Source organism: Pseudonocardia hierapolitana (genome assembly GCF_007994075.1).
Classification (GTDB): Bacteria; Actinomycetota; Actinomycetes; order Mycobacteriales; family Pseudonocardiaceae; genus Pseudonocardia; species Pseudonocardia hierapolitana.
Genome location: NZ_VIWU01000001.1, coordinates 5,306,382 through 5,329,019 on the forward strand (window position 1 = coordinate 5,306,382; position 22,638 = coordinate 5,329,019).

23 protein-coding genes are annotated in these 22,638 nt (G+C 73.8%); 11 read left to right on the forward strand and 12 right to left on the reverse strand.

What is annotated here, in order from left to right; all coding sequences use genetic code 11:
* The first annotated feature begins 29 nt into the window (after positions 1-29).
* Both FHX44_RS25225 and FHX44_RS25230 read left to right on the forward strand, forming a co-directional pair.
* Positions 30-977: a helix-turn-helix transcriptional regulator gene (locus FHX44_RS25225; RefSeq protein ID WP_147258061.1), complete on the forward strand. Its 948-nt coding sequence runs from the start codon at positions 30-32 to the stop codon at positions 975-977.
* A gap of 150 nt (positions 978-1,127) precedes the next feature.
* On the forward strand, positions 1,128-2,099 hold the full coding sequence (locus FHX44_RS25230) for an IS481 family transposase (protein WP_147258062.1): 972 nt from the start codon (positions 1,128-1,130) through the stop codon (positions 2,097-2,099).
* 63 nt (positions 2,100-2,162) lie between these two features.
* Here the strand turns inward: FHX44_RS25230 and FHX44_RS25235 are convergent, their stop codons facing one another.
* The 3 genes from FHX44_RS25235 to FHX44_RS25245 all read right to left on the reverse strand — a co-directional run bounded on the left by FHX44_RS25235 (position 2,163) and on the right by FHX44_RS25245 (position 4,734).
* Positions 2,163-3,278, reverse strand: a complete 1,116-nt coding sequence (locus FHX44_RS25235) for an IS630 family transposase (RefSeq protein WP_147256888.1) — start codon at positions 3,276-3,278, stop codon at positions 2,163-2,165.
* A 119-nt stretch (positions 3,279-3,397) separates the two neighbouring features.
* Complete coding sequence (locus FHX44_RS25240) at positions 3,398-4,141, reverse strand: siderophore-interacting protein (protein ID WP_147258063.1); 744 nt, start codon at positions 4,139-4,141, stop codon at positions 3,398-3,400.
* Positions 4,138-4,734, reverse strand: a complete 597-nt coding sequence (locus FHX44_RS25245; RefSeq protein ID WP_147258064.1) for a TetR/AcrR family transcriptional regulator — start codon at positions 4,732-4,734, stop codon at positions 4,138-4,140. The genes FHX44_RS25240 and FHX44_RS25245 overlap by 4 nt, the downstream gene beginning before the upstream one ends.
* 70 nt (positions 4,735-4,804) lie before the next feature.
* Here FHX44_RS25245 and FHX44_RS25250 point away from each other — a divergent pair, with 70 nt between their 5' ends.
* The 9 genes from FHX44_RS25250 to FHX44_RS25290 all read left to right on the forward strand — a co-directional run bounded on the left by FHX44_RS25250 (position 4,805) and on the right by FHX44_RS25290 (position 16,213).
* Positions 4,805-6,265 (forward strand): flavin-containing monooxygenase, encoded by a 1,461-nt coding sequence (locus tag FHX44_RS25250; protein ID WP_147258065.1) that lies wholly within the window; start codon positions 4,805-4,807, stop codon positions 6,263-6,265.
* 235 nt (positions 6,266-6,500) lie between these two features.
* Positions 6,501-7,439 (forward strand): o-succinylbenzoate synthase, encoded by a 939-nt coding sequence (locus FHX44_RS25255; RefSeq protein WP_147258066.1) that lies wholly within the window; start codon positions 6,501-6,503, stop codon positions 7,437-7,439.
* Entirely contained in the window at positions 7,400-8,395 is a 996-nt protein-coding gene (locus tag FHX44_RS25260; RefSeq protein ID WP_246170579.1) for an NAD(P)/FAD-dependent oxidoreductase, read from the forward strand. Before FHX44_RS25255 ends, FHX44_RS25260 begins: the two co-directional genes overlap by 40 nt.
* A gap of 11 nt (positions 8,396-8,406) precedes the next feature.
* Positions 8,407-9,798, forward strand: coding sequence for an FAD-binding oxidoreductase (locus FHX44_RS25265; RefSeq protein WP_147258067.1), 1,392 nt, complete (start codon positions 8,407-8,409; stop codon positions 9,796-9,798).
* Positions 9,795-11,234 (forward strand): AMP-binding protein, encoded by a 1,440-nt coding sequence (locus FHX44_RS25270; protein ID WP_147258068.1) that lies wholly within the window; start codon positions 9,795-9,797, stop codon positions 11,232-11,234. The genes FHX44_RS25265 and FHX44_RS25270 overlap by 4 nt, the downstream gene beginning before the upstream one ends.
* Before the next feature lie 31 nt (positions 11,235-11,265).
* On the forward strand, positions 11,266-12,807 hold the full coding sequence (locus tag FHX44_RS25275; protein WP_170309035.1) for a CYTH and CHAD domain-containing protein: 1,542 nt from the start codon (positions 11,266-11,268) through the stop codon (positions 12,805-12,807).
* 426 nt (positions 12,808-13,233) lie between these two features.
* The gene (locus FHX44_RS25280; RefSeq protein WP_147258069.1) at positions 13,234-14,259 is read left to right on the forward strand and encodes a PHP domain-containing protein; all 1,026 of its coding nucleotides are present in this window, start codon (positions 13,234-13,236) and stop codon (positions 14,257-14,259) included.
* Positions 14,260-14,315: 56 nt separating this feature from the next.
* Entirely contained in the window at positions 14,316-15,134 is an 819-nt protein-coding gene (locus tag FHX44_RS25285) for a glycoside hydrolase family 16 protein (RefSeq protein WP_170309036.1), read from the forward strand.
* Entirely contained in the window at positions 15,134-16,213 is a 1,080-nt protein-coding gene (locus tag FHX44_RS25290; RefSeq protein ID WP_147258071.1) for a DUF1565 domain-containing protein, read from the forward strand. Before FHX44_RS25285 ends, FHX44_RS25290 begins: the two co-directional genes overlap by 1 nt.
* A 1-nt stretch (position 16,214) precedes the next feature.
* Here the strand turns inward: FHX44_RS25290 and FHX44_RS25295 are convergent, their stop codons facing one another.
* The 9 genes from FHX44_RS25295 to FHX44_RS25335 all read right to left on the reverse strand — a co-directional run bounded on the left by FHX44_RS25295 (position 16,215) and on the right by FHX44_RS25335 (position 22,635).
* Complete coding sequence (locus FHX44_RS25295) at positions 16,215-17,207, reverse strand: carbohydrate kinase family protein (RefSeq protein ID WP_342793513.1); 993 nt, start codon at positions 17,205-17,207, stop codon at positions 16,215-16,217.
* Complete coding sequence (locus FHX44_RS25300) at positions 17,204-17,647, reverse strand: SRPBCC family protein (RefSeq protein WP_147258073.1); 444 nt, start codon at positions 17,645-17,647, stop codon at positions 17,204-17,206. The genes FHX44_RS25295 and FHX44_RS25300 overlap by 4 nt, the downstream gene beginning before the upstream one ends.
* 101 nt (positions 17,648-17,748) lie before the next feature.
* On the reverse strand, positions 17,749-18,651 hold the full coding sequence (locus FHX44_RS25305; RefSeq protein WP_147258074.1) for a WXG100-like domain-containing protein: 903 nt from the start codon (positions 18,649-18,651) through the stop codon (positions 17,749-17,751).
* Complete coding sequence (locus FHX44_RS25310; protein WP_147258075.1) at positions 18,648-18,944, reverse strand: type VII secretion target; 297 nt, start codon at positions 18,942-18,944, stop codon at positions 18,648-18,650. The genes FHX44_RS25305 and FHX44_RS25310 overlap by 4 nt, the downstream gene beginning before the upstream one ends.
* Positions 18,944-19,291: a YbaB/EbfC family nucleoid-associated protein gene (locus FHX44_RS25315; protein WP_170309037.1), complete on the reverse strand. Its 348-nt coding sequence runs from the start codon at positions 19,289-19,291 to the stop codon at positions 18,944-18,946. Before FHX44_RS25315 ends, FHX44_RS25310 begins: the two co-directional genes overlap by 1 nt.
* A gap of 51 nt (positions 19,292-19,342) precedes the next feature.
* Positions 19,343-19,846 (reverse strand): 2'-5' RNA ligase family protein, encoded by a 504-nt coding sequence (locus FHX44_RS25320; protein WP_147258077.1) that lies wholly within the window; start codon positions 19,844-19,846, stop codon positions 19,343-19,345.
* A gap of 88 nt (positions 19,847-19,934) precedes the next feature.
* On the reverse strand, positions 19,935-21,032 hold the full coding sequence (locus tag FHX44_RS25325) for a Gfo/Idh/MocA family protein (protein ID WP_147258078.1): 1,098 nt from the start codon (positions 21,030-21,032) through the stop codon (positions 19,935-19,937).
* Positions 21,029-21,793 (reverse strand): ThuA domain-containing protein, encoded by a 765-nt coding sequence (locus FHX44_RS25330; protein WP_147258079.1) that lies wholly within the window; start codon positions 21,791-21,793, stop codon positions 21,029-21,031. Before FHX44_RS25330 ends, FHX44_RS25325 begins: the two co-directional genes overlap by 4 nt.
* 29 nt (positions 21,794-21,822) lie before the next feature.
* A complete protein-coding gene (locus FHX44_RS25335; protein WP_147258080.1) occupies positions 21,823-22,635 on the reverse strand; it encodes a carbohydrate ABC transporter permease in 813 nt (270 codons plus the stop codon).
* Between the last annotated feature and the right edge of the window lie 3 nt (positions 22,636-22,638).

Genomic DNA, 22,638 nt, shown 5'->3' on the forward strand with positions numbered 1-22,638 from the left:
TGAGCACTTTTCCGGCGAGAATCGGTGACATGCGCGCCGATCGGCTCGTGGCCATCCTGCTGCTGATGCAGGCGAGGGGACGGGTGACGGCGGCCGAGGTCGCCGCCGAGCTGGAGGTGTCCGTCGCGACGGCTCGCCGCGATCTCGAAGCGCTCTCGGTCGCGGGCGTCCCGGTCTACCCGCAGCCAGGGCGGGGCGGAGGCTGGACGCTCGTCGGCGGGGCGCGCACCGATCTGACCGGGCTCACGGTGCCTGAGGTCCAGGCCCTCTTCCTCCTCGTCGGGCCGGCGGCCTCGGTGTCCCCCGAGGCCAAGGCGGCGCTGCGCAAGCTCGTGCGCGCCCTCCCCGGCACTTTCCGCGCCGACGCGGAGGCGGCCGCGACCGCCGTTCTCGTCGACCCTGTGCCGTGGGGCGAGGCCGACCGGCGCCGCCCGCAGCTCGTCGGGATCCTGCAGTCCGCGATCGTCGCGCGCCGCAAGCTCCAGCTGACGTACGCGAGCCGGGCGGGCGAGCGCACGGAACGACTCGTCGACCCGTGGGGCCTCGTCGACAAGGACGACACCTGGTACCTGGTGGCCGGCACCGAGCGCGGGCAGCGCACGTTCCGCGTCGACCGGATCGCCGAGGCCGCCGTGACCGACCTCGACGCCGAGCACCGCCCGGGCCTCGACCTGGCAGCGGCCTGGGACCGGGTGGTCGAGGAAGTGGAGCAGCGCCGGTCGCGGACCTGGGCGACGGTGCTCGTCGACGCCCGGTACGTGCAGGTGCTCCGCGGGCAGTTCGGCCGCCACTGCGAGATCGGCGGTCCGCACGACGACGGTCGGGTGGAGGCGCGGGTGGCGGCGGACACGCCGTTGTCGATCGCCCGGCACCTCGCGGGCTGGGGGGTGCTCGTCGAGGTCGTGGGCCCGGCGCCGGTGCGTGCTGAGCTCGCCCGGCTCGGCACCGAGCTCGTCGCGCGCTACGGGGATCGATGATCGCTGCGGGCGATCGGCGAACCGTGCTCGCCTAGCTGTAGCGACTCAGGACGTTGTTGACAGTTCGGTCAGCGTGTCGGCTTGATCGAGGGAGGACCTCCGGGCGGAGTGGGTGTGTCTCACGCACTCGCTCCAGGCCAGGAGGTCCTCGTGGCGCACCGTAACGCCCGCACCACCGTCTTTGCGCGGCGGCTCATCGTCGAACGCTTCCTCGCCGGGTGGCCAGCGGCGCGGATCGCCGAGCAACTCGGCGTCTCCCGAGCGACGGTGCACAAGTGGGTCCGCCGCTACCGCGAGGAGGGCTGGGACGGACTTGCCGACCGCTCGTCGCGGCCGCACACCAGCCCGAACCGCGTCGCCGCACAGATCGAGGACCGCATCCTCGAGTTGCGAGCCACCGCGCATCGGGGAGCGGTGTTCCTGGCCGGCGAGCTCGGCCTGGTCGCCTCCACCGTCGGCCGGGTGCTGGCCCGCCACCAGGTGCCGCACCTGGCCGCGATCGACCCGATCACCGGCGCACCGGTCCGGCGCCGCCACTGCGGGATCCGCTACGAACGCCCCCACCCCGGGGATCTGATCCACATCGATGTCAAGAAGTTGGGCCGGGTCCCTGACGGCGGCGGCTGGCGGCTGCGCGGGCGCCGAGAAGCCCGCCAGAGCGGAATCGGGCGCGGAATCGGGCGCGGGATCGGCTACGACTACCTGCACGTCGCGGTCGATGACCACTCCCGGCTGGCCTACATCGAAGCGCTGCCCGACGAACGCGACACCACCTGCGCCGGGTTCCTGCACCGGGCCGTGGCCTGGTTCCGTGAGCACGGCGTGCGAGTGCTGCGGGTCCTGACCGACAACGCCAAGGTCTACCGGATCGGGCAGGACTGGCGGGCGGTGTGTGTCGCGCTCGGGATCCGGCGCCGGTTCACCAAACCCGGCTGCCCCTGGACCAACGGCAAAGCTGAACGGCTCAACCGCACCCTGCTGACCGAGTTCGCCTACGCCCAACCCTGGCTGTCCAACCACGACCGGCTCACCGCCCTGGACAGCTGGGTCGAGCACTACAACACTCGACGCGCCCACTCCGCCCTCGGCGGCCGCCCTCCGATCACCCGACTCGCCGCATGACAGTCAACAACCTCCCGAGTCAGTACACCTAGTGCGTTGACCACATACGTTCGCCGGGTTTGATCATGCGGCGGCGCGGGGTCGGCCCCAGCGTTGTTGGCGTTCGCTGCGGACCCGGGCTCGTTCGCGGCGCTGGGCCGCGAGGACGTCGGGGTGGCGGGCGTTGGCGTTGCGCCAACGCAGGTAGGCGTGCAGCTCGCGGGCCAGGACGGTGTGGTTGGGGTGGTTCGAGGCGCCCATGACGAAGGTCCGCAGCGGCCCGAACTGGGCCTCGATCGGATTGGCCCAAGAGGCGTAAGTCGGGGTGAAACACAGCTCGACCTTGTTGCGGGCCGCCCACGCCCGGATCTTCGGTGTCTTGTTCGCCGACAGGTTGTCCAGGATCACGTAGATGGGTGCGCCGTCGGGTCGGGCGGCTCGGATCGATTTGAGTGCGGCGAGGGTGTGGTCGCCGCCTTTGCGGCGCCGGATGACACCCCAGAGCTGGTCATCGCCGAGGCTGTAGCAGCCGTGGAAGTAGCGGATGCCGTGCGTGCGAGTGTAGGTCGCGGGCAGCCGGGTCGGTTTGGACTCGAGCGCCCAGGTGGAGCCGTGGCAGGGGCGGATCGACAGCGGCCCGAACTGGTCGAACGCGAAGCACCGGTTCGGGAACTTGGCGGTCACTTCCTCGATCCGGTCCAGCTTGGCGTCCTTGTCCGGGTCGCGCGACTCCTTCCAGGTCCGGGTCCGCTGGAACGACACCCGCCGCTCACGCAGCAGTTGACGCAGCCGCTCGTACCCAATCCGTATCGGTCGGTCCGGGTGCTCGGCCAGATACGCGGCGAGCTTGCGCAAGCTCCAGCGGGTGAACGGGCGCCCGAGCTTGCGCGGGCGAGTGGTGGCCGTCGCGATGACGAACTCGATGTCCTCATCGCTGATCAGGCGGGGACGGCCTCCCGCCCACTGAGGGTCCAGCGCGGCCAACCCCCGCCGGTTGAACGCGTGGATCACGTCCCGGACCGTGTCCTCATCCGCGGCGACCAGCCGGGCGATCGCCGGGACCGGAGTACCCGACGACGACGCCATGATGATCATCGCTCGGCGGACCCGGATCGAGCCGTGCTTGCCCCGGCGCACGATCTGGGTCAACCGCTGGCCCTCCGCATCGGTGAGCCTGCGCGCTCTGACCGGTTCTGCCATCCAGACCTCAACCCTCGATCCCGACCTCACGTCGGGACCGAGAGTGGGATCAACGCGACTCCACGCCCGGGACGCTGCCCGGCGTGTCGCCAACCCGGTGAACGTTCGTGGTCAACGCACTAGCGAGCCCGCCAGTAGCCCGTGGCGTAGATGCGCCTGCGGTCCAGCCCGCGTTCGTCGAGCAGGTGCTTGCGCAGGTCGCGCACGCAGGCCGACTCGCCCGACAGCCACGCCTGTCCGCTCCCCGCCGGGAACGCCGCGGCCCGCACCGCGGCGGCCAGCGGCTCGCCCGGTTCGGCGGCACCGCGATGCACCCACTGCACCCGCGCCGCGCCGGGCAGCTGCTGCTCCTCGTCGGCGTCGGCGACCTCGAGGAACGCCAGCGCCGGCACGTCGGCGGGCAGGGCGGCGAGCACGGTGGCGACGGCGGGGAGCGCGGTCTCGTCGCCGATCACGACGTGGAAGTCGGCGGCCGGGTCCGGCTCGTAGCGGCCCCCGGGTTCGGAGACGCCGACCCACGCGCCGGGTCGCGCGTCGCGCGCCCACGCCGCGGCCGGGCCGTGGCCCTCGTGCAGCACGAAGTCGACGTCGAGCTCGCCGGCCGCCGGGTCGTACCGGCGCACCGTGTAGGTGCGGATCGCGGGGCGCGGCTCGCCGGCAGGCCACAGGGGGCCGCCGGACGTCGCCCTCGGTACAGCAGGCCGCTGCTGGCCCGCGACCGGGAAGAACATCTTGATCCGCCGGTCCGGGCCCTCGCCGCCGAACCCGGCGAGCTCGTCGCCCGCGAGCGTCACGCGGATCATCCGCGGGGTGATCCGCTCGCTGCGCCGCACCTGCAACAGCCGGGGTGCCGTCGTACTCATCGAGCGGATTGTGCCCTGTTCCCGAGGCCGGTCCAGACGAGGTCCATGAGGTAGCCGGTGGCCTGCTCGCCGGTGATGCCGGAGCGGTCGCGCCACAGGGCCAGCCGCTCGCACGCGCCGACGATGACCTGGGCCCACCCGGTGAGGCGCTGGGGTTCGGCGTCCGGGGCCTGGGCGGCGAGCAGCGCCGCGATGAAGTCGGTCTGCTGGGCGCGGATCTCCTCGATCGCATCGCCCGCGACCGCCGACTCCGCGTACATCAGCCTCCACGCCGGGGCCTGGCTCTCCAGGTAGTCGAAGAACGCGAGCGTGCCCCGGCGCAGCATCTCCTCCGGGGTGGACGCCGACGTCGCCGCCGCCGACGTGACGTCGAGCAGCTCGGCCCGCGCTCGCGCGATGCAGGCCAGCAGGAGTCCCTCCTTGGACCCGAAGTGCGTGTAGAGCACCGGCTTCGTGACGCCGACGCGCTCGGCGACCTGGTCCATCGAGGCGTTCTGGTAGCCGCGCTCGCCGAACACGGCGACGGCCGCGTCGAGGATCTGGCGCTCGCGCTCGGCCCGGCCGACGCGGCGCCGGGGCGCACGGGTGTCCACGGCGAGACCCTACCGGAGGTAACTTACTCGTGGTAACTTACCGGCGGTAACCCGTCGGGAGGAGCCGCACATGACCGAGAACGTGGAGCGGGTGGACGTCGCGATAGTGGGCAGCGGGTTCGCGGGGCTCGGTGCCGCTGTGCGGTTGCGCGAGGCAGGCCGCCCGGATTTCCTGATCCTGGAGAAGGGTGACACGCTCGGCGGCACCTGGCGCGACAACACCTACCCGGGCTGCGCGTGCGACGTGCAGTCCCACCTGTACTCGTTCTCCTTCGCGCCCAACCCGCACTGGACGCGCACCTTCGCCCGGCAGCCGGAGATCCGCGCCTACCTGGAGCGCGTCGCCGACCGCTTCGCCCTGCGGGACCGGATCCGCTTCGGCGCGGCGGTCACCGCGGCCCGCTGGGCCGGGAAGGGCTGGGAGCTGGAGCTCGCGGACGGCAGCCAGGTGCACGCGCGCGTCGTCGTGTGGGGCACCGGGGCGCTGCACGAGCCGTCCGTGCCCGACCTCCCGGGCATCGACGAGTTCGCCGGCACGGTGTTCCACTCCGCGCAGTGGCGCCACGACCACGACCTGACCGGCCGTCGGGTCGCGGTGATCGGCACGGGGGCGAGCGCGATCCAGTTCGTCCCCGCGATCCAGCCGCGGGTGGCGTCGCTCGCGCTGTTCCAGCGCACCGCACCCTGGGTGCTGCCGAAGCCGGACCGGCCGGTCCCCGCCGCGATGCGCAGGCTCTACCGGGCCGTGCCGGGAGTGCAGAAGCTGCAACGCGCGCTGATCTACGCCCGCAACGAGGCGCTCGTCAGCGGGTTCCTGAAGCCGCGGCGGATGGCCATCGTGGAGCGGTTCGCCCGCGCCTACCTGCACCGGGTTTTCGCCGACCGGCCCGATCTGGAGGCCAAGGTCACCCCGGACTTCACGATCGGCTGCAAGCGCATCCTGATGTCCAACGACTACTACCCCGCGCTGAAGCAGCCGAACGTCGACGTCGTCACCGAGAAGATCGTGCGGGTCACGCCGAACGCGGTGGTGACGGCCGACGGTGTCGAGCACGAGGTCGACACGATCATCTTCGGCACCGGGTTCAGGGTCGGGGCCGGGCTGGGCAAGTCGGTGCCGATCACCGGCCGCGACGGCGTGCGGCTTGCCGACCAGGGCGCCGTCGAGGGCTTCCTGGGCACGACGATCGCCGGGTTCCCGAACCTGTTCGTGCTCACCGGCCCGAACACCGGGCTCGGGCACAGCTCGATGGTCTTCATGATCGAGTCGCAGCTGAACTACGTGATGGACGCGCTGCGCGTGCTCGACGAGCACGGCGCGGTGGCCCTGGACACCCGCCGGGACCGCCAGGAGGCCTACAACGCCAGGCTGCAGGGCCGGCTCGACGGGTCGGTGTGGGCCGCGGGCGGCTGCGCCAGCTGGTACCTCGACGACGACGGCCGCAACCGCACCCTCTGGCCGGGCTACACCTTCGACTTCCGCCGCCGCACCCGCAAGGTCCGCCCGTCCGACCACGAGCTGATCGCGTAGCCGAACGCGAGACTCGCGGTGCTCGAACGCGAGACTCGCGGTGCTCGAACGCGAGACTCGCCGTGCTCGAACGCAGGACTCGCTGGCGAGTCGGGCATTCGATGCGGCGAGTCCGACGTTCCGACACGGCGAGTCCGACGTTCCGACACCGCGAGTCCGACGTTCGGACAGGCGAGTCGGGCGTTCCGACGCGGTGAGTCCGCGGGCCGGGGTTGGGCGCACGTAGGGTCGGGCGGTGCTCGACGTCTACGCCATCCCGCTGACCACCCGGTTCCGCGGGATCACCGTCCGGGAGGGCGTTCTGATCGAGGGCCCGGCGGGGTGGGGGGAGTTCTGCCCGTTCGCCGACTACGACGACAAGGAGTCGGCACCGTGGCTCGCTGCGGCCCGGGAGGCGGCCGAGGAGGGCTGGCCGGAACCGGTGCGCGACCGGGTCCCGGTGAACTGCATCGTGCCGGCCGTCGGGCCGGACCGGGCGCAGGAGATCGTGCGGGCGTCGGGGTGCGCCACGGCCAAGGTCAAGGTCGCCGACGGGCCCGGCTCGCTGCCTGCCGACCTGGAGCGGGTGGCCGCGGTGCGCGACGCGCTCGGCCCGGCCGGCGCGGTCCGGGTGGACGCCAACGCCGCATGGACCGTGGACGAGGCCGTCAGCGCGATCTCCGCGCTGGATCGCGCGGCGGGCGGGCTGCAGTACGTCGAGCAGCCCTGCCGGACCGTCGACGAGCTGGCGGCGGTCCGGCGCAAGGTCGACGTGCCGATCGCCGCGGACGAGTCGATCCGCAGGGCCGAGGACCCGCTGCGGGTGGCGGTGGCCGGCGCGGCGGATGTCGCGGTGCTCAAGGTCGCCCCGCTCGGCGGCGTGCGCAGGGCCCTCGCGGTGGCGGAGGCGTGCGGGCTGCCGTGCGTGGTGTCGTCGGCGCTGGAGACGAGCGTCGGCATGGCCGCCGAGCTGGCGCTGGCCGGGGCGCTGCCGAGGCTGGACATGGCGTGCGGTCTCGGCACGGGCGCGCTGCTCACCGCCGACGTCGTCGACGACCCGATCCGGCCCCGCGACGGCTGGCTGCCGGTGCCCCGGCGCGCGCCCGAGCCCGTGCGACGCTCGGACGTCGCCGCCGGACTGGACCGGGTGCGTTGGTGGCAGGACCGGCTCGCCCGCGTCGCCGCCGCGGTCTGATGGCGGTCGTGGTCGTGGGCGCGGGCATCGCCGGGACGGCCTGCGCGGCCGAGCTGGCGGCGGCGGGCGTGCCCGTGCGGCTGGTGGAACGGGCGGGCGGGGTCGGCGGGCGGATGGGCGGCCACGTCGTCGCCGGACGCCCGGTGGATCTCGGCGCGGCCTACTTCACGGTGCGGGACCCCGGCTTCGAGCAGGTGGTGCGGCGCTGGGAGGCCGCGGGGCTCGCCCGGCCGTGGACGTCCGAGCTCGCCGTGCTGAGCGGCGGCACCCGCGACCGCGCGCCCGGGCCGCAGCGGTGGGCGGCTCCCGGCGGGCTGGGCGGGCTCGTGGCCGAGCTGGCCGCCGGGCTCACCGTCGAGCTCGGCCGCGAGGTGCGCCGGGTCGGCCCCGGCCCGATCGTCGACGGCGAGCCCGCCGACGCCGTCGTCCTCGCGATGCCCGACCCGCAGGCGCTTCGGCTCCTCGAGCCCGGCCACCCCGCTGCCGCCCGGCTGACCGGACGCGGGTGGCGGCCCGCGATCGCGGTCGCCGCCGGGTGGGCCGTTCGGGAGTGGGCGGAGCTGCCCGCCGCGTTCGTCAACGACCACCCGGTGCTCACCCTGATCGCCGACGACGGCAGGCGGCGCGGCGACGGCGCCCCCGTCCTGGTCGCCCACACGACGGCCGCCGTCGCCCGCGCCCATGAGGCCGACCCGGACGGCGCGATCGGGCCCGTGCTCGACGCGCTGCGGGAGCTGCTCGGCGTCCGCAGCGCGCCCGCGTGGACGCTGGCTCACCACTGGCCGCACGCGTCGCCGGACGGGACCCGCGACGAGCCGTTCCACCTCACCGCGGACGGCATCGGGCTGGCGGGCGACGGCTGGGGCAGCCCCCGCGTGGAGACGGCGTGGCGCTCGGGCCACCTGCTGGGAACGGAGCTCGCCGAGTGGGTGCGGCGCGGCCGTCCCGCGGGTTAGCGTGCTGAGCTGTGCCCGCCCCTGCTGATCCACTCGTCGCCGACCTCCTCGCCGCGCTCCCGGCCGACCGCGTGCTCGTCGACCCGGACGTCGTGGCGCCCTTCCTGCACGACGAGGCCGAGTGGGCCGCCTACGGGCGGGCGGCTGCGGTGGTCCGCCCGCGGAGCACGGCCGAGGTCGCCGCGGTGGTCGCAGCGTGCGCCCGGCACGTGCGCCCGCTGGTGCCGCGCGGCGCCGGAACCGGCCTGTCCGGCGGGGCGAACGCGGTCGACGGGTGCGTGGTGCTGTCCACCGAGCGGATGCGCGAGATCGTCGAGATCGACGAGGCCGAGCGGCTCGCCGTCGTGCAGCCGGGTGTGGTCAACGACGACCTGCGCGCGGCCGCCGCGGAGCGCGGCCTGTGGTACCCGCCGGACCCCGCGAGCTCCCCGTGGTCGACCATCGGCGGCAACGTCGCCACCAACGCAGGCGGCCTCTGCTGCGTGAAGTACGGCGTCACGCGCGACTACGTGCTCGCCCTCGAGGTCGTGACGGCGGCGGGCGACGTGGTGCGGGTCGGGCGGCGCACCGCGAAGGGCGTGGCAGGCTACGACCTCGCCGGGCTGATGGTCGGCTCGGAGGGCACCCTCGGGGTGATCACCGAGATCACCGTGCGGCTGCGCCCGCTGCGCACCGGCACCCCGCGCACGGTCGTCGGCTTCTTCGACACGCTCACCGCAGCGGGCGACGCGGTCTCCCGGGTCACGGCGCGCGGGCTCCAGCCCTCGGCGTTCGAGCTGATCGACCGCGTGTGCCTGCACGCCGTCAACTCCTGGAAGCACGCAGGCCTGCCAGAGGACGCGGCCGCGCTCCTGCTCGCCCAGACCGACCTCCCCGAGCCCGCTGCGGAGCAGGAGGCAGCGGCGATCCACGCGGAGTTCGAGGCGGCAGGCGCCCGGGACGCGGTCTTCTCGACCGACCCGGTGGAGGCCGACGCGCTCTTCGACGCCCGCCGCCTGGCCTATCCGGCCCTCGAACAGCGCGGCGACGCGATGCTCACCGAGGACGTCTGCCTCCCGCGCGCACGCCTCGCCGAGATGCTCGCCCGCGTCGAGGAGATCGCGGCGCGCCACGACGTGCTGATCGCCAACATCGCGCACGCGGGCGACGGGAACCTGCACCCGCTGCTCATCACCCCGCACGGCGACGAGCCCGCGAAGCGGCGCGCGCAGGCCGCGTTCGACGACATCGTCGACGCCGCGCTCGCCCTCGGCGGCACCGTCACCGGGGAGCACGGCGTCGGCCTGCTGAAGCTGCCGGGCATGCGCGCCGAGCTCGGCCCCGAGGTCCTCGCGCTGCAACGCGCGGTGAAGCAGGCACTGGATCCGCACGGGATCCTCAACCCCGGCAAGGTGGTTTCGTGACTCCGCTGTTCCCCGCCCTCCTCGACCCGGACGACCGGCCCGCGCTGCGGTTCGGCGACGACGCGCTGACCTACCGCCGGCTCGCAGGCGCCGCAGGGGCGCTCGCGGGCTCGCTCGCGGGGCGGCAGCGCGTCGCCGTGCACGCCACGCCGACGATCCACACGGCCGTCGGGGTCACGGCGGCGCTGCTCGCGGGCGTCGCGGCGGTGCCGGTGAACCCGAAGCTGGGGGAGCGGGAGCTCGGGCACGTCGTCGGCGACTGCGCGCCCGACCTCGTGCTGGCCGCGCCCGGTGCGCCCCTGCCCGGTCCGCTCGCGGCGCTGCCGCGGCTGGACGTCGACCTCACAGCGGCCGGGCCGGTACCGGCGCACGAGCCGCCGCCCGACGTCCCGGCGCTCGTGATCTACACGTCCGGCACCACCGGGCCGCCGAAGGGCGCCGTGCTGCCGCGCAGCGCCGTGGCGTACGACCTCGACGCGCTCGCCGAGGCGTGGGACTGGACGTCCGACGACCTGCTCGCCCACGCCCTGCCGCTGTTCCACGTGCACGGTCTGGTGCTGGGCGTGCTCGGCCCGCTGCGGCGCGGCGGGAGCCTGCACCACATTGGCAGGCTCGACGCGCCGGTGCTGGCCGCGGCGGGCGCGTCGATGGTGTTCGGCGTGCCGACGCAGTACCACCGGCTCGCCGGCCAGCTCGAGTCCGACCCGGAGTCGGCGAAGGAGATCGGCCGGGCGCGGCTGCTCGTGTCCGGGTCGGCCGCGCTCACGGCCGTCGACCACGCCCGGATCCACCGTGCCACCGGCCTCGCCGTGCGCGAGCGCTACGGGCTCACCGAGACGCTGATCCTCACCGCGGCGCGGGCCGCCGACGAGCCCGAGGTCGGCGCCGTGGGCCGGCCTCTGCGCGGCACCGAGATCCGGCTCGCGCCGCTTGCCGGCCCCGGCGGCCCGAGCCGACAGCGCAGCGGCGAGGACGACGGGCTGGGCGCGATCGAGGTGCGCGGGCCCAGCCTGTTCACCGGCTACCTCAACCGCCCCGACGCCACGGCCGCCGCGCACACCGCGGACGGCTGGTTCGCCACCGGGGACATCGGCCGCTGGACCGAGAGCGGCGCGCTCGCGATCGTCGGCCGCAGCGCCACCGACCTGATCAAGTCCGGTGGGTACAAGATCGGTGCGGGCGAGATCGAGAACGCGCTGCTCGAGCACCCCGCTGTGGCTGAGGCCGCAGTTGTCGGGGTGCCGGACCCCGACCTCGGGGAACGGATCGTCGCGCACGTCGTGCCCGCGGGCACCGCGCCGGAGGAGCGAGAGCTGATCGACCACGTCGCCGCGCTGCTCGCGCCGCACAAGCGGCCGCGCGAGGTCCGGTTCACCGAGGCGCTCCCGCGCAACGACATGGGGAAGGTGCAGAAGTCCCGCCTTCCGCGGGAGTGATTGGGCCGCCTCTTTGGGGCACCCTGATCGGATGACGGACACGACGACCCGCACCGAGAGCCGCACCTTCCGCGGAGCCGCCGAGGCCGGCAGTCCCCGGCTCGACGCGCTTCCCGGGGTCCACCGCGAGGACGCCGTTCCGCAGCAGGTACTCGAGGTCGAGCGCTTCGACACCGCGGACCACCGGCTCGCCGCGGCCGGGATCACGCTCGCCGTGCACCGGACCGACGGCGAGCAGCCGCACTGGCGGCTCGACTTCCCGGACGACGACCGCGGCGAGGAGCTGCGCGTCCCGCTCGCCCCCGACGCACCGCCGGTCCCGGACGTGCCGAGTGAGCTGGCCGAGCTGGTGCGCGGCGTCGTGCGGGACGGCGAGCTGCGCCCCTCCGGCCAGGTCCGCCGGGTGCGGACGGGTTCGCGGCTGCTGGGCGAGGACGACCGCCTGCTCGCCACGGTGGTCCACGACCACGTCACGGTCGCCACGCTCGGCTCGTCCACCGAGGGCGCGGCGTGGACCGAGGTGCACGCCCACGACATGTCCGACGGCGGGCTCGCCGAGGCGCTCGAGCGGCGGCTCGGCGAGGCCGGGCTGAAGCCCGCGACGACGTCGGCGGAGGCCGAGCTGGACCGCCTGTTGCGCCCGCCCGCCCGGCAGCGGCGCGGGTCGGGTGGGAAGCGCATGAAGCCCGGGACCGCGGGCGCGGCACTCGTCGAGTACCTGGCCGCGCAGGTCGATCGGCTCGCCGCCGAGGACCTGCGTGCCCGGCGCGGCGAGCCGGACTCCGTGCACCAGCTGCGGGTGGCCGCGCGGCGTTTGCGCAGCGCGCTGCAGTCCTACCGGCGGCTGGTGGACCGCGAGCGCACCGAGCCGGTCGTGGACTCCCTGCGGGAGCTCGCCCGCTCGCTCGCCCCGGCCCGCGACGCCGAGGTGTTGCACGAGCGGATCCGCGACGGACTCGGCGGCTTGAAACCGGAGCTGCTGCTCGGGCCGGTGCAGGCGCAGGTCACCCGGCACTACGCGCGCGTGGAGGGGGAGGCCGCTGCGGCCGTGCTCAGCGCGCTGGACGGCGACGAGTACGCCCGCCTGCGCCGCGATCTCGACGACCTGCTGCAGGACCCCCCGCTCACGAAGCGCGCGGCGCGACCCGCCCGCAAGGAGCTGCCCGCGCACGTCGCGCGGGCGGCACGGCGGCTGTCCCGCGCGGTAGAGGTGGCGGTCGATCCCGCCGTTCCGGCCGAGGAGCGGGACATCGCGGTTCACGACGCCAGGAAGGCAGGCAAGCGGCTGCGCTACGCCACCGAGGTCGCCCGGCCGGCGGTCGGGAAGGACGCGAAGCGGTTCGCGAAGGAGCTCAAGGGGTTCCAGGACGCCCTCGGTGAGCACCAGGACACCGTGGTGGCCCGCGACGCCCTCCGCGAGCTCGCCACCCAGGCGTCCGGGAAGGGGGAGAACGGCTTCGCGTTCGGCGTCCTGCACGGCCGCGATGCCGCCCGCGCCGCGGAGATCGAGGCGCAGCTGCCGGACCTGTGGGCGACGGCCTGGCGCCCCCGCAACCGCCGCTGGCTCGGCTGACAACCTACGGCGTCGCCAGGCGTGCAGGAACGTCGGACTCGCCACGCACGAACGCCGGACTCGCCACGCACGAACGCCGGACTCGCCGCGCAGGAACGCCGGACTCGCCGTGTCGAGACGTCGGACTCGCCGCGCAGGAACGCCGGGCTCGCCGTGCCGAGACGTCGGACTCGCCGCGCAGGAACGCCGGGCTCGCCGTGCCGAGACGTCGGACTCGCCGCGCAGGAACGCCGAACTCGCCGTGTCGAGACGTCGGACTCACCGTGTTGGAGTGCCGGACTCGCCCGCGAGTCTTGCGTTCCTGCGCGGCGAGTCTTGCGTTCCCGCACGGCGAGTCTTGCGATCGGGCGCGGTGAGTCTTGTGATCGGGCGCGGTGAGTCCGGCGTTCGGACGCGGTGACGGGGGGCCGTGCGACGATCGCGGGCGTGACCGAGACCCGGGATGCCGTTGCCGACCTGCGGCGGATCGCCTTCCTGCTCGAGCGCGCGCACGAGTCGACCTACCGGGTCAGGGCCTTCCGCACTGCGGCCGCGGTGCTGCGCCGGCGTGACCCGGAGGAGATCGCGCAACTCGTGCGCACGGGGGAGCTGGTTCGGCTCAAGGGGGTCGGGGAGGTCACGGCGAAGTGCGTGGCGGAGTCGGTGCGCGGTGAACCCCCGGCGTACCTGCAGAAGCTCGAGGCGATCGAGCCGTCGCCGCTCGACCGGGCCGCGGAGGGGCTGCTGGAGGCGATCTGCGGGGACTGCCACAGCCACACCGACGCCTCCGACGGCGGGTCGCCCCTGCGGGAGATGGTCGAGACGGCGCAGGCGCTCGGCCACGACTACCTGGTGATCACCGACCACTCGCCGCGGCTGACCGTCGCGAACGGCCTGTCCGCGGACCGGCTGCGGGCCCAGCTGGAGGACATCGCGGAGCTCAACGCTGAGCTGGGTACCGGGTTCCGGGTGCTCACCGGCATCGAGGTCGACATCAACGAGGACGGGTCCCTCGACCAGGACGAGGACCTGCTCGCCCAGCTGGACGTCGTGGTCGCCTCGGTGCACTCGAAGCTGCGGATGCCGCGCGCCGAGATGACCGAGCGGATGCTCACCGCCATCGACAACCCGCACGTCGACGTGCTCGGGCACTGCACGGGCCGGATGGTCACCGGAAACCGGAAACGGCCGGAGTCCCAGTTCGACGCGGACGCGGTGTTCGCGGCGTGCGCCGAGCGCGGGGTGGCGGTGGAGGTGAACTCGCGGCCGGAGCGGCTCGACCCGCCGAAGCGGTTGCTGCGCCTCGCGCTCGATGCCGGGTGCCACTTCACGATCGACACCGACGCCCACGCCCCCGGCCAGCTCGACTGGCTGCGCAACGGCTGCGAGCGCGCCGCCGAGTGCGAGGTGCCCACCGAGCGGATCATGAACACCTGGCCCGCGGAAAGGCTTCTCACCCGTACGCGTGGCTGATCTCGCGCCACGCCCTCCGCCCGGTTCCAATGGGGCTGGAGGTGTCAGTGGTGCAGATGTCCGTTTTGCTGCCGGCGATCGTCAGTACGTGCGCCGTGTTGGCTGCCGGCCAGGCCGAGCCTGCGCCTGCCGACCCGTCCGAGTGCGCCACGACGGCCGCCGAGCGCTACGGCTGGGGTGAGCCGACCCGGCGCTCCGACTTCTCCGACGGTCTGCCCGGCGACTGGCACCCGTACGGCCCCGAGCCGGGCCACGACAAGAAGGGGATCCGCACCCCGGAGGCGATCTCGGTGGCCGACGGCGTCGTCACGATCTCCGCGACCCGGGACGGCACGACGGGCGCGATGAGCTGGCACCCCGGGCAGCGCTACGGGCGCTGGGAGGCGTGCGTGCGCTCCGAGGCGGCGTCCGGCGGGCTGAACGCGCTGCTGCTGCTCTGGCCGGTCGCCGAGGACTTCCCGGTGGGGGGCGAGATCGACTGGATGGAGATCCTGTCCGACGACCGGCAGGAGACCGACTTCTTCCTGCACTACGGGCCGGACAACGACCAGGACCACGGGTCCGTGCGGCACGACGCGACGCAGTGGTCGGCCTACGCACTCGAATGGACCCCGGAGAAGATCACCGCCTACGTGAACGGCGAGGAGTGGTACGCCAACACCGACACCGAGAAGTTCCCGCCCCGGCCGATGAACATGACCATGCAGCTGGACTACTTCCCGCCGGCAGGCGGCCCGGCCGCGATGCACATGGACTGGGCCATGCAGTGGGCATTGCCGGAGAGCGAGCCGGCCGAGCTGTCCCTCGCCCCCGGTGACCCGGCCACCGGCCAGCCGGACGACTTCCCCGAACGCGCCCCGAGACGTCTGCGGTGATGACCAGGATCGGGGCGATCGCGCTCGTCGCCCTCTGCGGCGTTCTCGCCGGACCGACAACCGTGATGGCGGATGCTCCGGGCACCTACCAGGTGGACCCGGCGTTGGGCGACGACGGCACCGGCACGGGTTCGGTCGCCGCCCCCTTCCGCACGATCGCCCGGGCGCTCGCGGCGGCTCAGCCGGGCGAGACCGTGGTGCTGCGCCCGGGGACGTACGACGAGCACGTCGTCACCGTGCGCCCCGGTGTCACCGTGACCGGGCCCCGCAGCGCCGTGCTGCGGGGTGCGGACACCTCCCAGCGGGTGTTCGAGGTCCAGCACGACGACACCACACTGCGCGGCTTCACCATCGACGGGAAGGTCTGCGACGCGCTCGTCAAGGAGTGCTTCCGCGGCCGGGCGATCTGGGTGCAGAGCACGGTCGCGCATCGCGGACTCAGCGGCACCACGATCGACGGAATGCTCCTCGCGAACCTCGGCGGCGAATGCGTCCGCATGAAGTACTTCACGACCGGCAGCCTCGTCACCCGCAACACGATCGGGCCGTGCGGCATGTGGGACTTCACGGTGCCGAACACCGGCACCGGCCAGAACGGCGAGGGCGTCTACATCGGCACCGCCCCCGAGCAGCTCGACCGCAACCCCACGCCCGAGCCGGACGGGAGCAACGGCAACGCGGTGCACGGCAACGCCATCGACACCCGGGCCGGCGAGTGCGTCGACATCAAGGAGGCCGCGCGCGACAACGACGTCGCCCACAACCTCTGCACGGGGCAGGGGCCGCGCAACGGCAACTCCGGCGCGATGGACTCCCGCGGGCCGTCCAACACGTTCCGGTTCAACGTCATCCACCACAACGCCGCGGCCGGCGTCCGCATCGGCGGCGACCGGCCCGGTGACGCCGTGGGCAACGACGTCCTCCACAACGTGATCACCGACAACGCCCGCGGCGGCATCAAGGTCCAGGAGTTCGGGCCGCACGGGACGATCTGCGGCAACCTGATGCGCGGCAACGTCGGCGGCGACGCCGTCGGCACCTTCAAGGACACGATCGGCGACCCCAGGGCGCCCTGCTGAGTCAGCCGGGGCGACGGGAGAGCAGGTCGTCCGCCGTGGGCGGGTCGGCCCCCCGGCGGCTGCAGGTGATCGCGGCGGCGAGCGCGGCCTCGTCGAGCAGGGCGTCGAACGTCTCGGCGTCGACACCACGCAGCGCGGGGCGGGCTGCGGCGCCGAGCAGCCCGCGCCGGTGCAGCCCGGCGAGCAGGGCGGCGGAGAACGTGTCGCCCGCGCCGACGGTGTCGATCACGGTGACGGGCACCCCGGGGCGCCGGGTGCGTACGCCGGATGCGGTGCCGGCCAGCACACCCTCCCCGCCGAGCGTGACGGCGACGATCGCCGGGCCGCGGGCGAGCCAGTCCTCGATCACGTCCTGTGGCGAGGTGCCCGGTACGAGCCACTCCAGGTCCTCGGCGCTGACCTTCACCACGTCGGCGACGGCCAGCAGCTCGTGCACGCCCGGCAGCACGCCGGCCGGCTCGCCCATGAGCAGGGGGCGGCAGTTCGGGTCGTAGCTGATCGTCACCGACGCCGCCGCCCGCGAGATCAGCTCGCGCAGCACGGCCGCGCCCGGTGGTGTGGTGAGCGCGAGCGAGCCGGAGTGCAGCGCGACGACCGGCCCGTCGAGGGCCCCGTCGAGTTCGTCGGCGGTCCACTGCCAGTCGGCCGTGCCGGTGACCCGGAAGTCGTAGCTCGCCCCGCCGTCCGGCCCGACCGCCACCATCGCGAGCGACGTCTGTTCGGCCGCGGCGACGGCGTGGTCGAGCTGCACGCCGTTGACGGTGAGGTGCTCGCGGATGCGGCGGCCGAGCATGTCGTCGGCGATGCGGGCGAGCAGCCGCGCAGGAACCCCGAGCCGGGCGAGCGCCACCGCCACGTTCGCGGGGCTCCCGCCCGGGGCGGCCTCGATGTAGTCGCCGACGGGCGCCGGGACCAGGTCGACGAGCGCCTCGCCCGCGACGGCGACGATCCCGTTCTCGATCGGTGTGCTGATGGCGGGTCCCCTTCGGCTCAGTCGCGCAGCGAGGTCGCGAGGTTCTCCAGCACGCCGTCGTGGATCCGCTGCAGGCCCTTGGGGGCGAAGGTGCGCTCGAAGAAGCCGCCGATGCCGCCCGCGCCCTTCCAGCTGCTCTCGACGGCGACGACGCTGCGGTCGGGCCCCGCGGGCGTGACGGTCCAGGTGGTGACCATGCTCGAGTTCGCGTCCTTCTCGACGATCCGGTCGTCGCCGGGCGTGGTGACCTCCACGAGCTGGTCGCGCACCCGCTTGTTCGTGGCCTGCAGGAGCCAGTGCACGCGAGTGCCTCCGCCCTGGCCGCCCGCCTCCACGCGGTAGTCCCGGTAGTGGTCGGTGAGGATCGCCCGCCGCACCTTCTCGTAGTCGGCGAGCGCCGCGCGCACCCGCTCAGCGGGGGCGTCGATCGTGCGCTCGGTCCGCGCCGTCACCTGTGCCATGGCGCCAATCCTGCCGCCGGACCGCGCCCGGGGTCACGCCGGGGCCCGAGGCCGCGTCCCGCGGATGTCGACCGCGGCGCCAGTGCCTCTGGCGGGGAGCACTAGCCCCACCCACGCTGCTGTTGCTCGGCCCCCGTGAGCTGCTTGCCGGTCTCGATCACGGCGCCGGCATGCAGCTCGTCGGCGGCATCGTTGATCTCCTTCACGGTCGGCATCGCCGCCTGGACCGCGGTAGCGGTCTGCTGGATCGCGCCGCTGAGCTGTGCCGCCGTGCCACCGGCGAGGGTCATGGCGTCGAGCAGCCGCCTGATCGTCCGGTAGATGCTGTCGGCGAGGTCGAGCGCACTCCAGATCAGCCGCACCGCGCCGACGCCCAGCGCGCCACCGGCGCTGATCAGCGCCGCGACGCCCGCGTAGATGGCGGTCTGGATCGCCTCGCTCACCCATGCCGCGATCTGGTCGCGGACGAGGGCCCGCACGGTGCCCACCTGGGCACCGGTGCTGAGGATGAGGTCGGCGAGCTGGGTGGCGTCCCGCCCTGCCTGCTCGAGGGCGCCACCGAACCGGTCGACGGCCCCGCGGTAGCCGTCGCCGGCCATGCCCTCCCACGCGCTGATCGCCGCGGCGGCCGCGCGGTGGTCCTGCGCGACCGCGCCGAGCTCGCCGCCGACCTTGTGCCAGGTCTGGGCCTGCGCGGTGATCTGCGTGGGGTCGCCCGCGAGCGCGTCGAGCGGCTCGTGCAGGAACCAGACGTGCTCGATCAGCCAGCCGACACCGGCCGAGAACAGGCTGTCGAGCGGGTTCTCGATCGCGCCGAGCGTGTCGAGGCCGGCGCCGGCGGCCGTGTAGACCACCTGGAGCGGGTCGACGTGCTCGGCGGAGAGGGCGGCGTTCAGGTCCGCCCAGCTCGACACGACCCCGCCGCCTTCGAAGTTGTCGAGCGGTTGGGCGTCCTCGTTCTCGGGCAGCACCACGAGCGGGTTGGCGCCCGGCTGCTCGGTCATCGGCCCGTGCCGAACGGCGCCGCGACGCGCCGTTCGGCCTCCTGGTAGTCGCGGACGGCGGCCCGCACGCCGTCGCCGATCGCCTGGCCCCCCTCGGCGAGCCGGGCGACCGACCGCGACGCGGTGGCGGTGGCGTCGACGGCCGCTGCCGCGAACACCTGCCCGATCAACCCGTAGGCACCGAGCCCCAGCGGCGTGCCGGCGCCCGCGGCGTTGCGCAGCCGGGCGGTGAGCGCGTCGACGTCCTGCGCGTGCCGGGAGAGGGCCCCGTCGTCGACCCGGAAGCCGTCCATCACCGCTCCGGCAGGGCGAGGTGGGAGCGGAACACCTCCATGGCCGCGCTGCGCTCGCCGAAAACGGGCACCAGCGCCGCCTCGGCCTGCCGGGCGGCCTCCTCGCGCGCCCGCCGCGCGGTGTCGACCACGGTGGCGGCGAGCTCCTTGCGGGAGAGGACCTCGGCGTGCTCGGTGAGCTCGAGGTGCTGCAGGGCGCCTGCCTGATCGACGGTGACGACGACCGCCCCGTCCCGGCTCGTTGCCGCGCCCGCCACGGCGGCCAGCGCCCGCTCGGCCCGGGCCGCCCGCGCCCGGACGTCCTCGAGGCGGTTCCGGTAGTCGTCGAGCCACTCGCGTCCGTCCATGGGTGGGACGGTAAGCGGCGACCCCATCTCCGCGGGGCCGTTTCGAACAACTCAGCCGGTCAACCGGAACGCGGTGAGGTCTTCCAGGAGCGGCCTGCGAGGAGCGGAACGGTCCGCCACGAGGGCGACCTCGCGAGCCGTCCACTCCGCCGCCACCGGCTCGCCTGCGAGCGCCGCCGGCACCCGGCCCCTGGCGAGCACGACGTCGGCCTCGAACGGCTGCGGGTGGGTGACCGGCACCAGACCGGTCGTCGCGTCGAACACGAGCGCGGCGAGGTCGTCCAGCCCGGAGACCGGTGCGCCGAGCCACTGCCCGCCCAGCCTGCGGGTGGCCGGGCCGAGGGTGCAGCGCACCGGAGGCACGCCCGCCAGCTCGTCGGCCAGCGCCGTGACCAGGGGATCCAGGACGTGTTCCGGCACATGCCCGAGCGGGCGCAGCTTCACGATCCACTGCTCGGGCACCGACCACGTCACGCCACGGACGGGCTCCCGACGCAGCCGGCCGAGCACCTCGACCACGTCGGCGGGCGGCCGCACCGCCACGGACAGGCGCACGTGTCGAGGGTAGGCCGGTCAGGCCCGGAGCCGGCCCCACGGGCGCAGCGGGGTGGGGATGCCCACCCGATGCCCACCCCGCTGCCGTTCAGGAGGTGCGCGCGGTGAGCACCTCGCGTACCGACGGCCACGCGGCCAGGGCGTCCCGGACGTCCGGGTGCGTCTCCCGGCGGACGGCCTCGGCGTGGGCCTCGGCCAGCACGTCGTCGATGAGCACGCGCTGCCCGGTGTCCGCCGAGCGCACCGCGGCCTCGACCATGGCGAGGCTCAGCACGTTCTCGTGCACCTCGCCCATCGGCGGCACGCCGGTGCGCAGCGCGTCGGTGAAGACGAGCAGCGCCCCCTCGATGCCGGAGAACGGGGCGGCGGGGCGTGCCGCCGGGTCGACGTCGCCTTCGAGCACCGGGTCGTGGTCGCCGTCCCAGTGCGCCGAACCCTTCTCACCGGACAGGCGCCACTCGCCGTTCCAGGACGTCTGCCTGCCGGGACTGCACCAGCTGCCCGTGTAGGTGTAGCGCACGCCGCCGGTCATCTCGAACACCGCGGTGGCGGCGGCATGGCCTGCGAACCAGCTCCACGGCGGGTTGTGCGACTCGCAGTACGCCGCGACCGGCTCGGCACCGAGCACGAACCGGGCCGAGTCGAACGGGTGGATCGCCATGTCGACCAGCAGCGGGTGGGCCATCTCCTCCCGGAACCCGGGGAAGTGGGACTCCCGGAAGAACTCCGCGGTGAGCGAGCCCGGCGTGCCGAGGTCCTCCGCCATGGCGCGCAGCGCGAACAGCTGCGGGTTCCACCGCCGCGACTGGCTCACCATGAACAGCCGTCCGGTCACCTCGGTGGCCGCGGCGAGCGAGAGCGCCTCGGCCACGGTGGGGGCGACGGGCTTCTCGCCCAGGACGTCGAGCCCGGCGAACAGTGCCGCGGTCGTGACCGGGTGGTGTGCCTCGGGCACGGTCGCGTTCACGATGGCGCGTGCGCCGGTGGCGGCGGCGAGTGCCACGCCGTCGGTGCCGGTGGGCACCGGCCTGCCGAGCGGCGCCGCGGTCGCCTCGGCGGTGGCCGGGTCGATGTCGGCGATCCCGGCGAGCTCGACGTCCGGGGCGGCCTCGATGACGTCGCGCCAGGCGCGTCCCATGAGACCCGCGCCGACCAGCACGACGCGCAGCGGATCGGCGAGACTCATCCGAGCGGCCCCGTGTAGCCGGCGCCCTTGAAGAATTCGCCGGTCTCGTAGCGCAGCAGCACCGGCGCGGCGCGCTCGGGCCGGACCGTGCGCGCCCACTTGACGCCGTTGGCGATCACCCGGCGGACGTCCTTGTGGTGGTAGGTCGGGTAGTCCTGGTCGCCTGGTCGGAAGTAGAAGATCTTGCCGTGGCCGCGGTGGAACGTGCAGCCGCTGCGGAACGCCTCCCCGCCGGAGAAGGTGCTGATGAAGATCAGCTCGTCGGGGGCGGGGATGTCGAAGAACTCCCCGTACATCTCGTCCTCCTCGATTTCGAGGGGGTGCGGGACACCCTCGGCGATCGGGTGGGTGGGGTCGACGGTCCAGATCAGCTCGCGGTCGTGCTCGCTGCGCCAGCGCAGCGTGCAGCTGGTGCCCATGAGCTTCATGAAGATCTTCGACCAGTGCCCGGAGTGCAGCACGATGAGGCCCATGCCGGACAGCACGTGGCGGTGCACGCGCTCCACGACCTCGTCGGCGACGTCGCCGTGCGCGGCGTGGCCCCACCAGACGAGCACGTCGGTGTCCTGCAGGACCTCCTCGGTGAGGCCGTGCTCGGGGTCGTCGAGGGTGACGGTGCGGACGACGGCGCCGTCACCCAGGTTCTCCCGGATGCCGTCGGCGATCGTCTCGTGCATGCCGTCGGGGTAGATCTTGCGGACGTGCTCCTCGATCTTCTCGTGGCGGTTCTCGCCCCAGACGATCACGCGGACGGGTGTCACAGATTGCGTCCTCTCACTATTTCACCGCTTTATTTCACCGCGCCGCTGGCGACGCCCGCGGCGACGAATCGCTGGGCCACCAGCAGGAGTACGACGGCCGGGAGGGAGGCGAGCACGGCGGTGGCCATCACCGAGCTCCAGTCGTTCACGTAGGTGCCGATGTACTGGAAGATCCCGAGGGTCACCGGCCGCACCTGCTCGGTGGTGGTGAGCGTGAGCGCGAACAGGAAGTCGCTCCACGTGAACAGGAACGTGAAGAGCGCGGCCGTGACCAGCGCGTTGCGGCTCATCGGCACGACGATCGAGACGAACGCGCGGATCTGGCCCGCCCCGTCCACCCGGGCGGCCTCGATGACCTCGCTCGGGATCGACAGCAGGTAGGCCCGCATGATCAGGATCGCGAACGGGATGCCGTGCGTGGAGTCGGCGAGGATCAGCCCGGGGATCGAGTTGAGCAGGCCCAGGTCGCTGTAGGCGCTGTAGAGCGCGTTGGCGACGACGATCCCGGGGATCATCTGGCTGATCAGGATCCCGAACAGCACCACGCCCGCGCCGCGCACCCGGAACTGCGCCAGCGCGTACGCCGCGGGCGTGGCGACCAGCAGGCTGAACACGACGCTGCCGAGGGCCACGATCAGGCTGGTGACCAGGTTGCGGCCCTGCTCGCGCAGCGCCGTCGCGTAGCCGTCGAAGGACAGGTCGAGCGGGATCCACGGCGTGCCGACGGCCGAGCCCGCCGGTTGCAGCGAGACGTTCAGCATCCAGTACAGCGGGAACAGCATCACGGCGAGGATCAGCACCCCGATGGTGGTGTGGCCCCAGCCGCCGGTACGTGTCTTCATCGA

Coding starts and splice junctions, on each gene's coding strand:
- FHX44_RS25285 (WP_170309036.1), top strand. CDS start 14,316: ATGTCCGTTTTGCTGCCGGCGATCGTCAGTACGTGCGCCGTGTTGGCT.
- FHX44_RS25325 (WP_147258078.1), bottom strand. CDS start 21,032: ATGAGTCTCGCCGATCCGCTGCGCGTCGTGCTGGTCGGCGCGGGTCTC.
- FHX44_RS25315 (WP_170309037.1), bottom strand. CDS start 19,291: ATGGACGGACGCGAGTGGCTCGACGACTACCGGAACCGCCTCGAGGAC.
- FHX44_RS25225 (WP_147258061.1), top strand. CDS start 30: ATGCGCGCCGATCGGCTCGTGGCCATCCTGCTGCTGATGCAGGCGAGG.
- FHX44_RS25290 (WP_147258071.1), top strand. CDS start 15,134: ATGACCAGGATCGGGGCGATCGCGCTCGTCGCCCTCTGCGGCGTTCTC.
- FHX44_RS25310 (WP_147258075.1), bottom strand. CDS start 18,944: ATGGACGGCTTCCGGGTCGACGACGGGGCCCTCTCCCGGCACGCGCAG.
- FHX44_RS25300 (WP_147258073.1), bottom strand. CDS start 17,647: ATGGCACAGGTGACGGCGCGGACCGAGCGCACGATCGACGCCCCCGCT.
- FHX44_RS25235 (WP_147256888.1), bottom strand. CDS start 3,278: ATGGCAGAACCGGTCAGAGCGCGCAGGCTCACCGATGCGGAGGGCCAG.
- FHX44_RS25335 (WP_147258080.1), bottom strand. CDS start 22,635: ATGAAGACACGTACCGGCGGCTGGGGCCACACCACCATCGGGGTGCTG.
- FHX44_RS25275 (WP_170309035.1), top strand. CDS start 11,266: ATGACGGACACGACGACCCGCACCGAGAGCCGCACCTTCCGCGGAGCC.
- FHX44_RS25250 (WP_147258065.1), top strand. CDS start 4,805: ATGACCGAGAACGTGGAGCGGGTGGACGTCGCGATAGTGGGCAGCGGG.
- FHX44_RS25305 (WP_147258074.1), bottom strand. CDS start 18,651: ATGACCGAGCAGCCGGGCGCCAACCCGCTCGTGGTGCTGCCCGAGAAC.
- FHX44_RS25240 (WP_147258063.1), bottom strand. CDS start 4,141: ATGAGTACGACGGCACCCCGGCTGTTGCAGGTGCGGCGCAGCGAGCGG.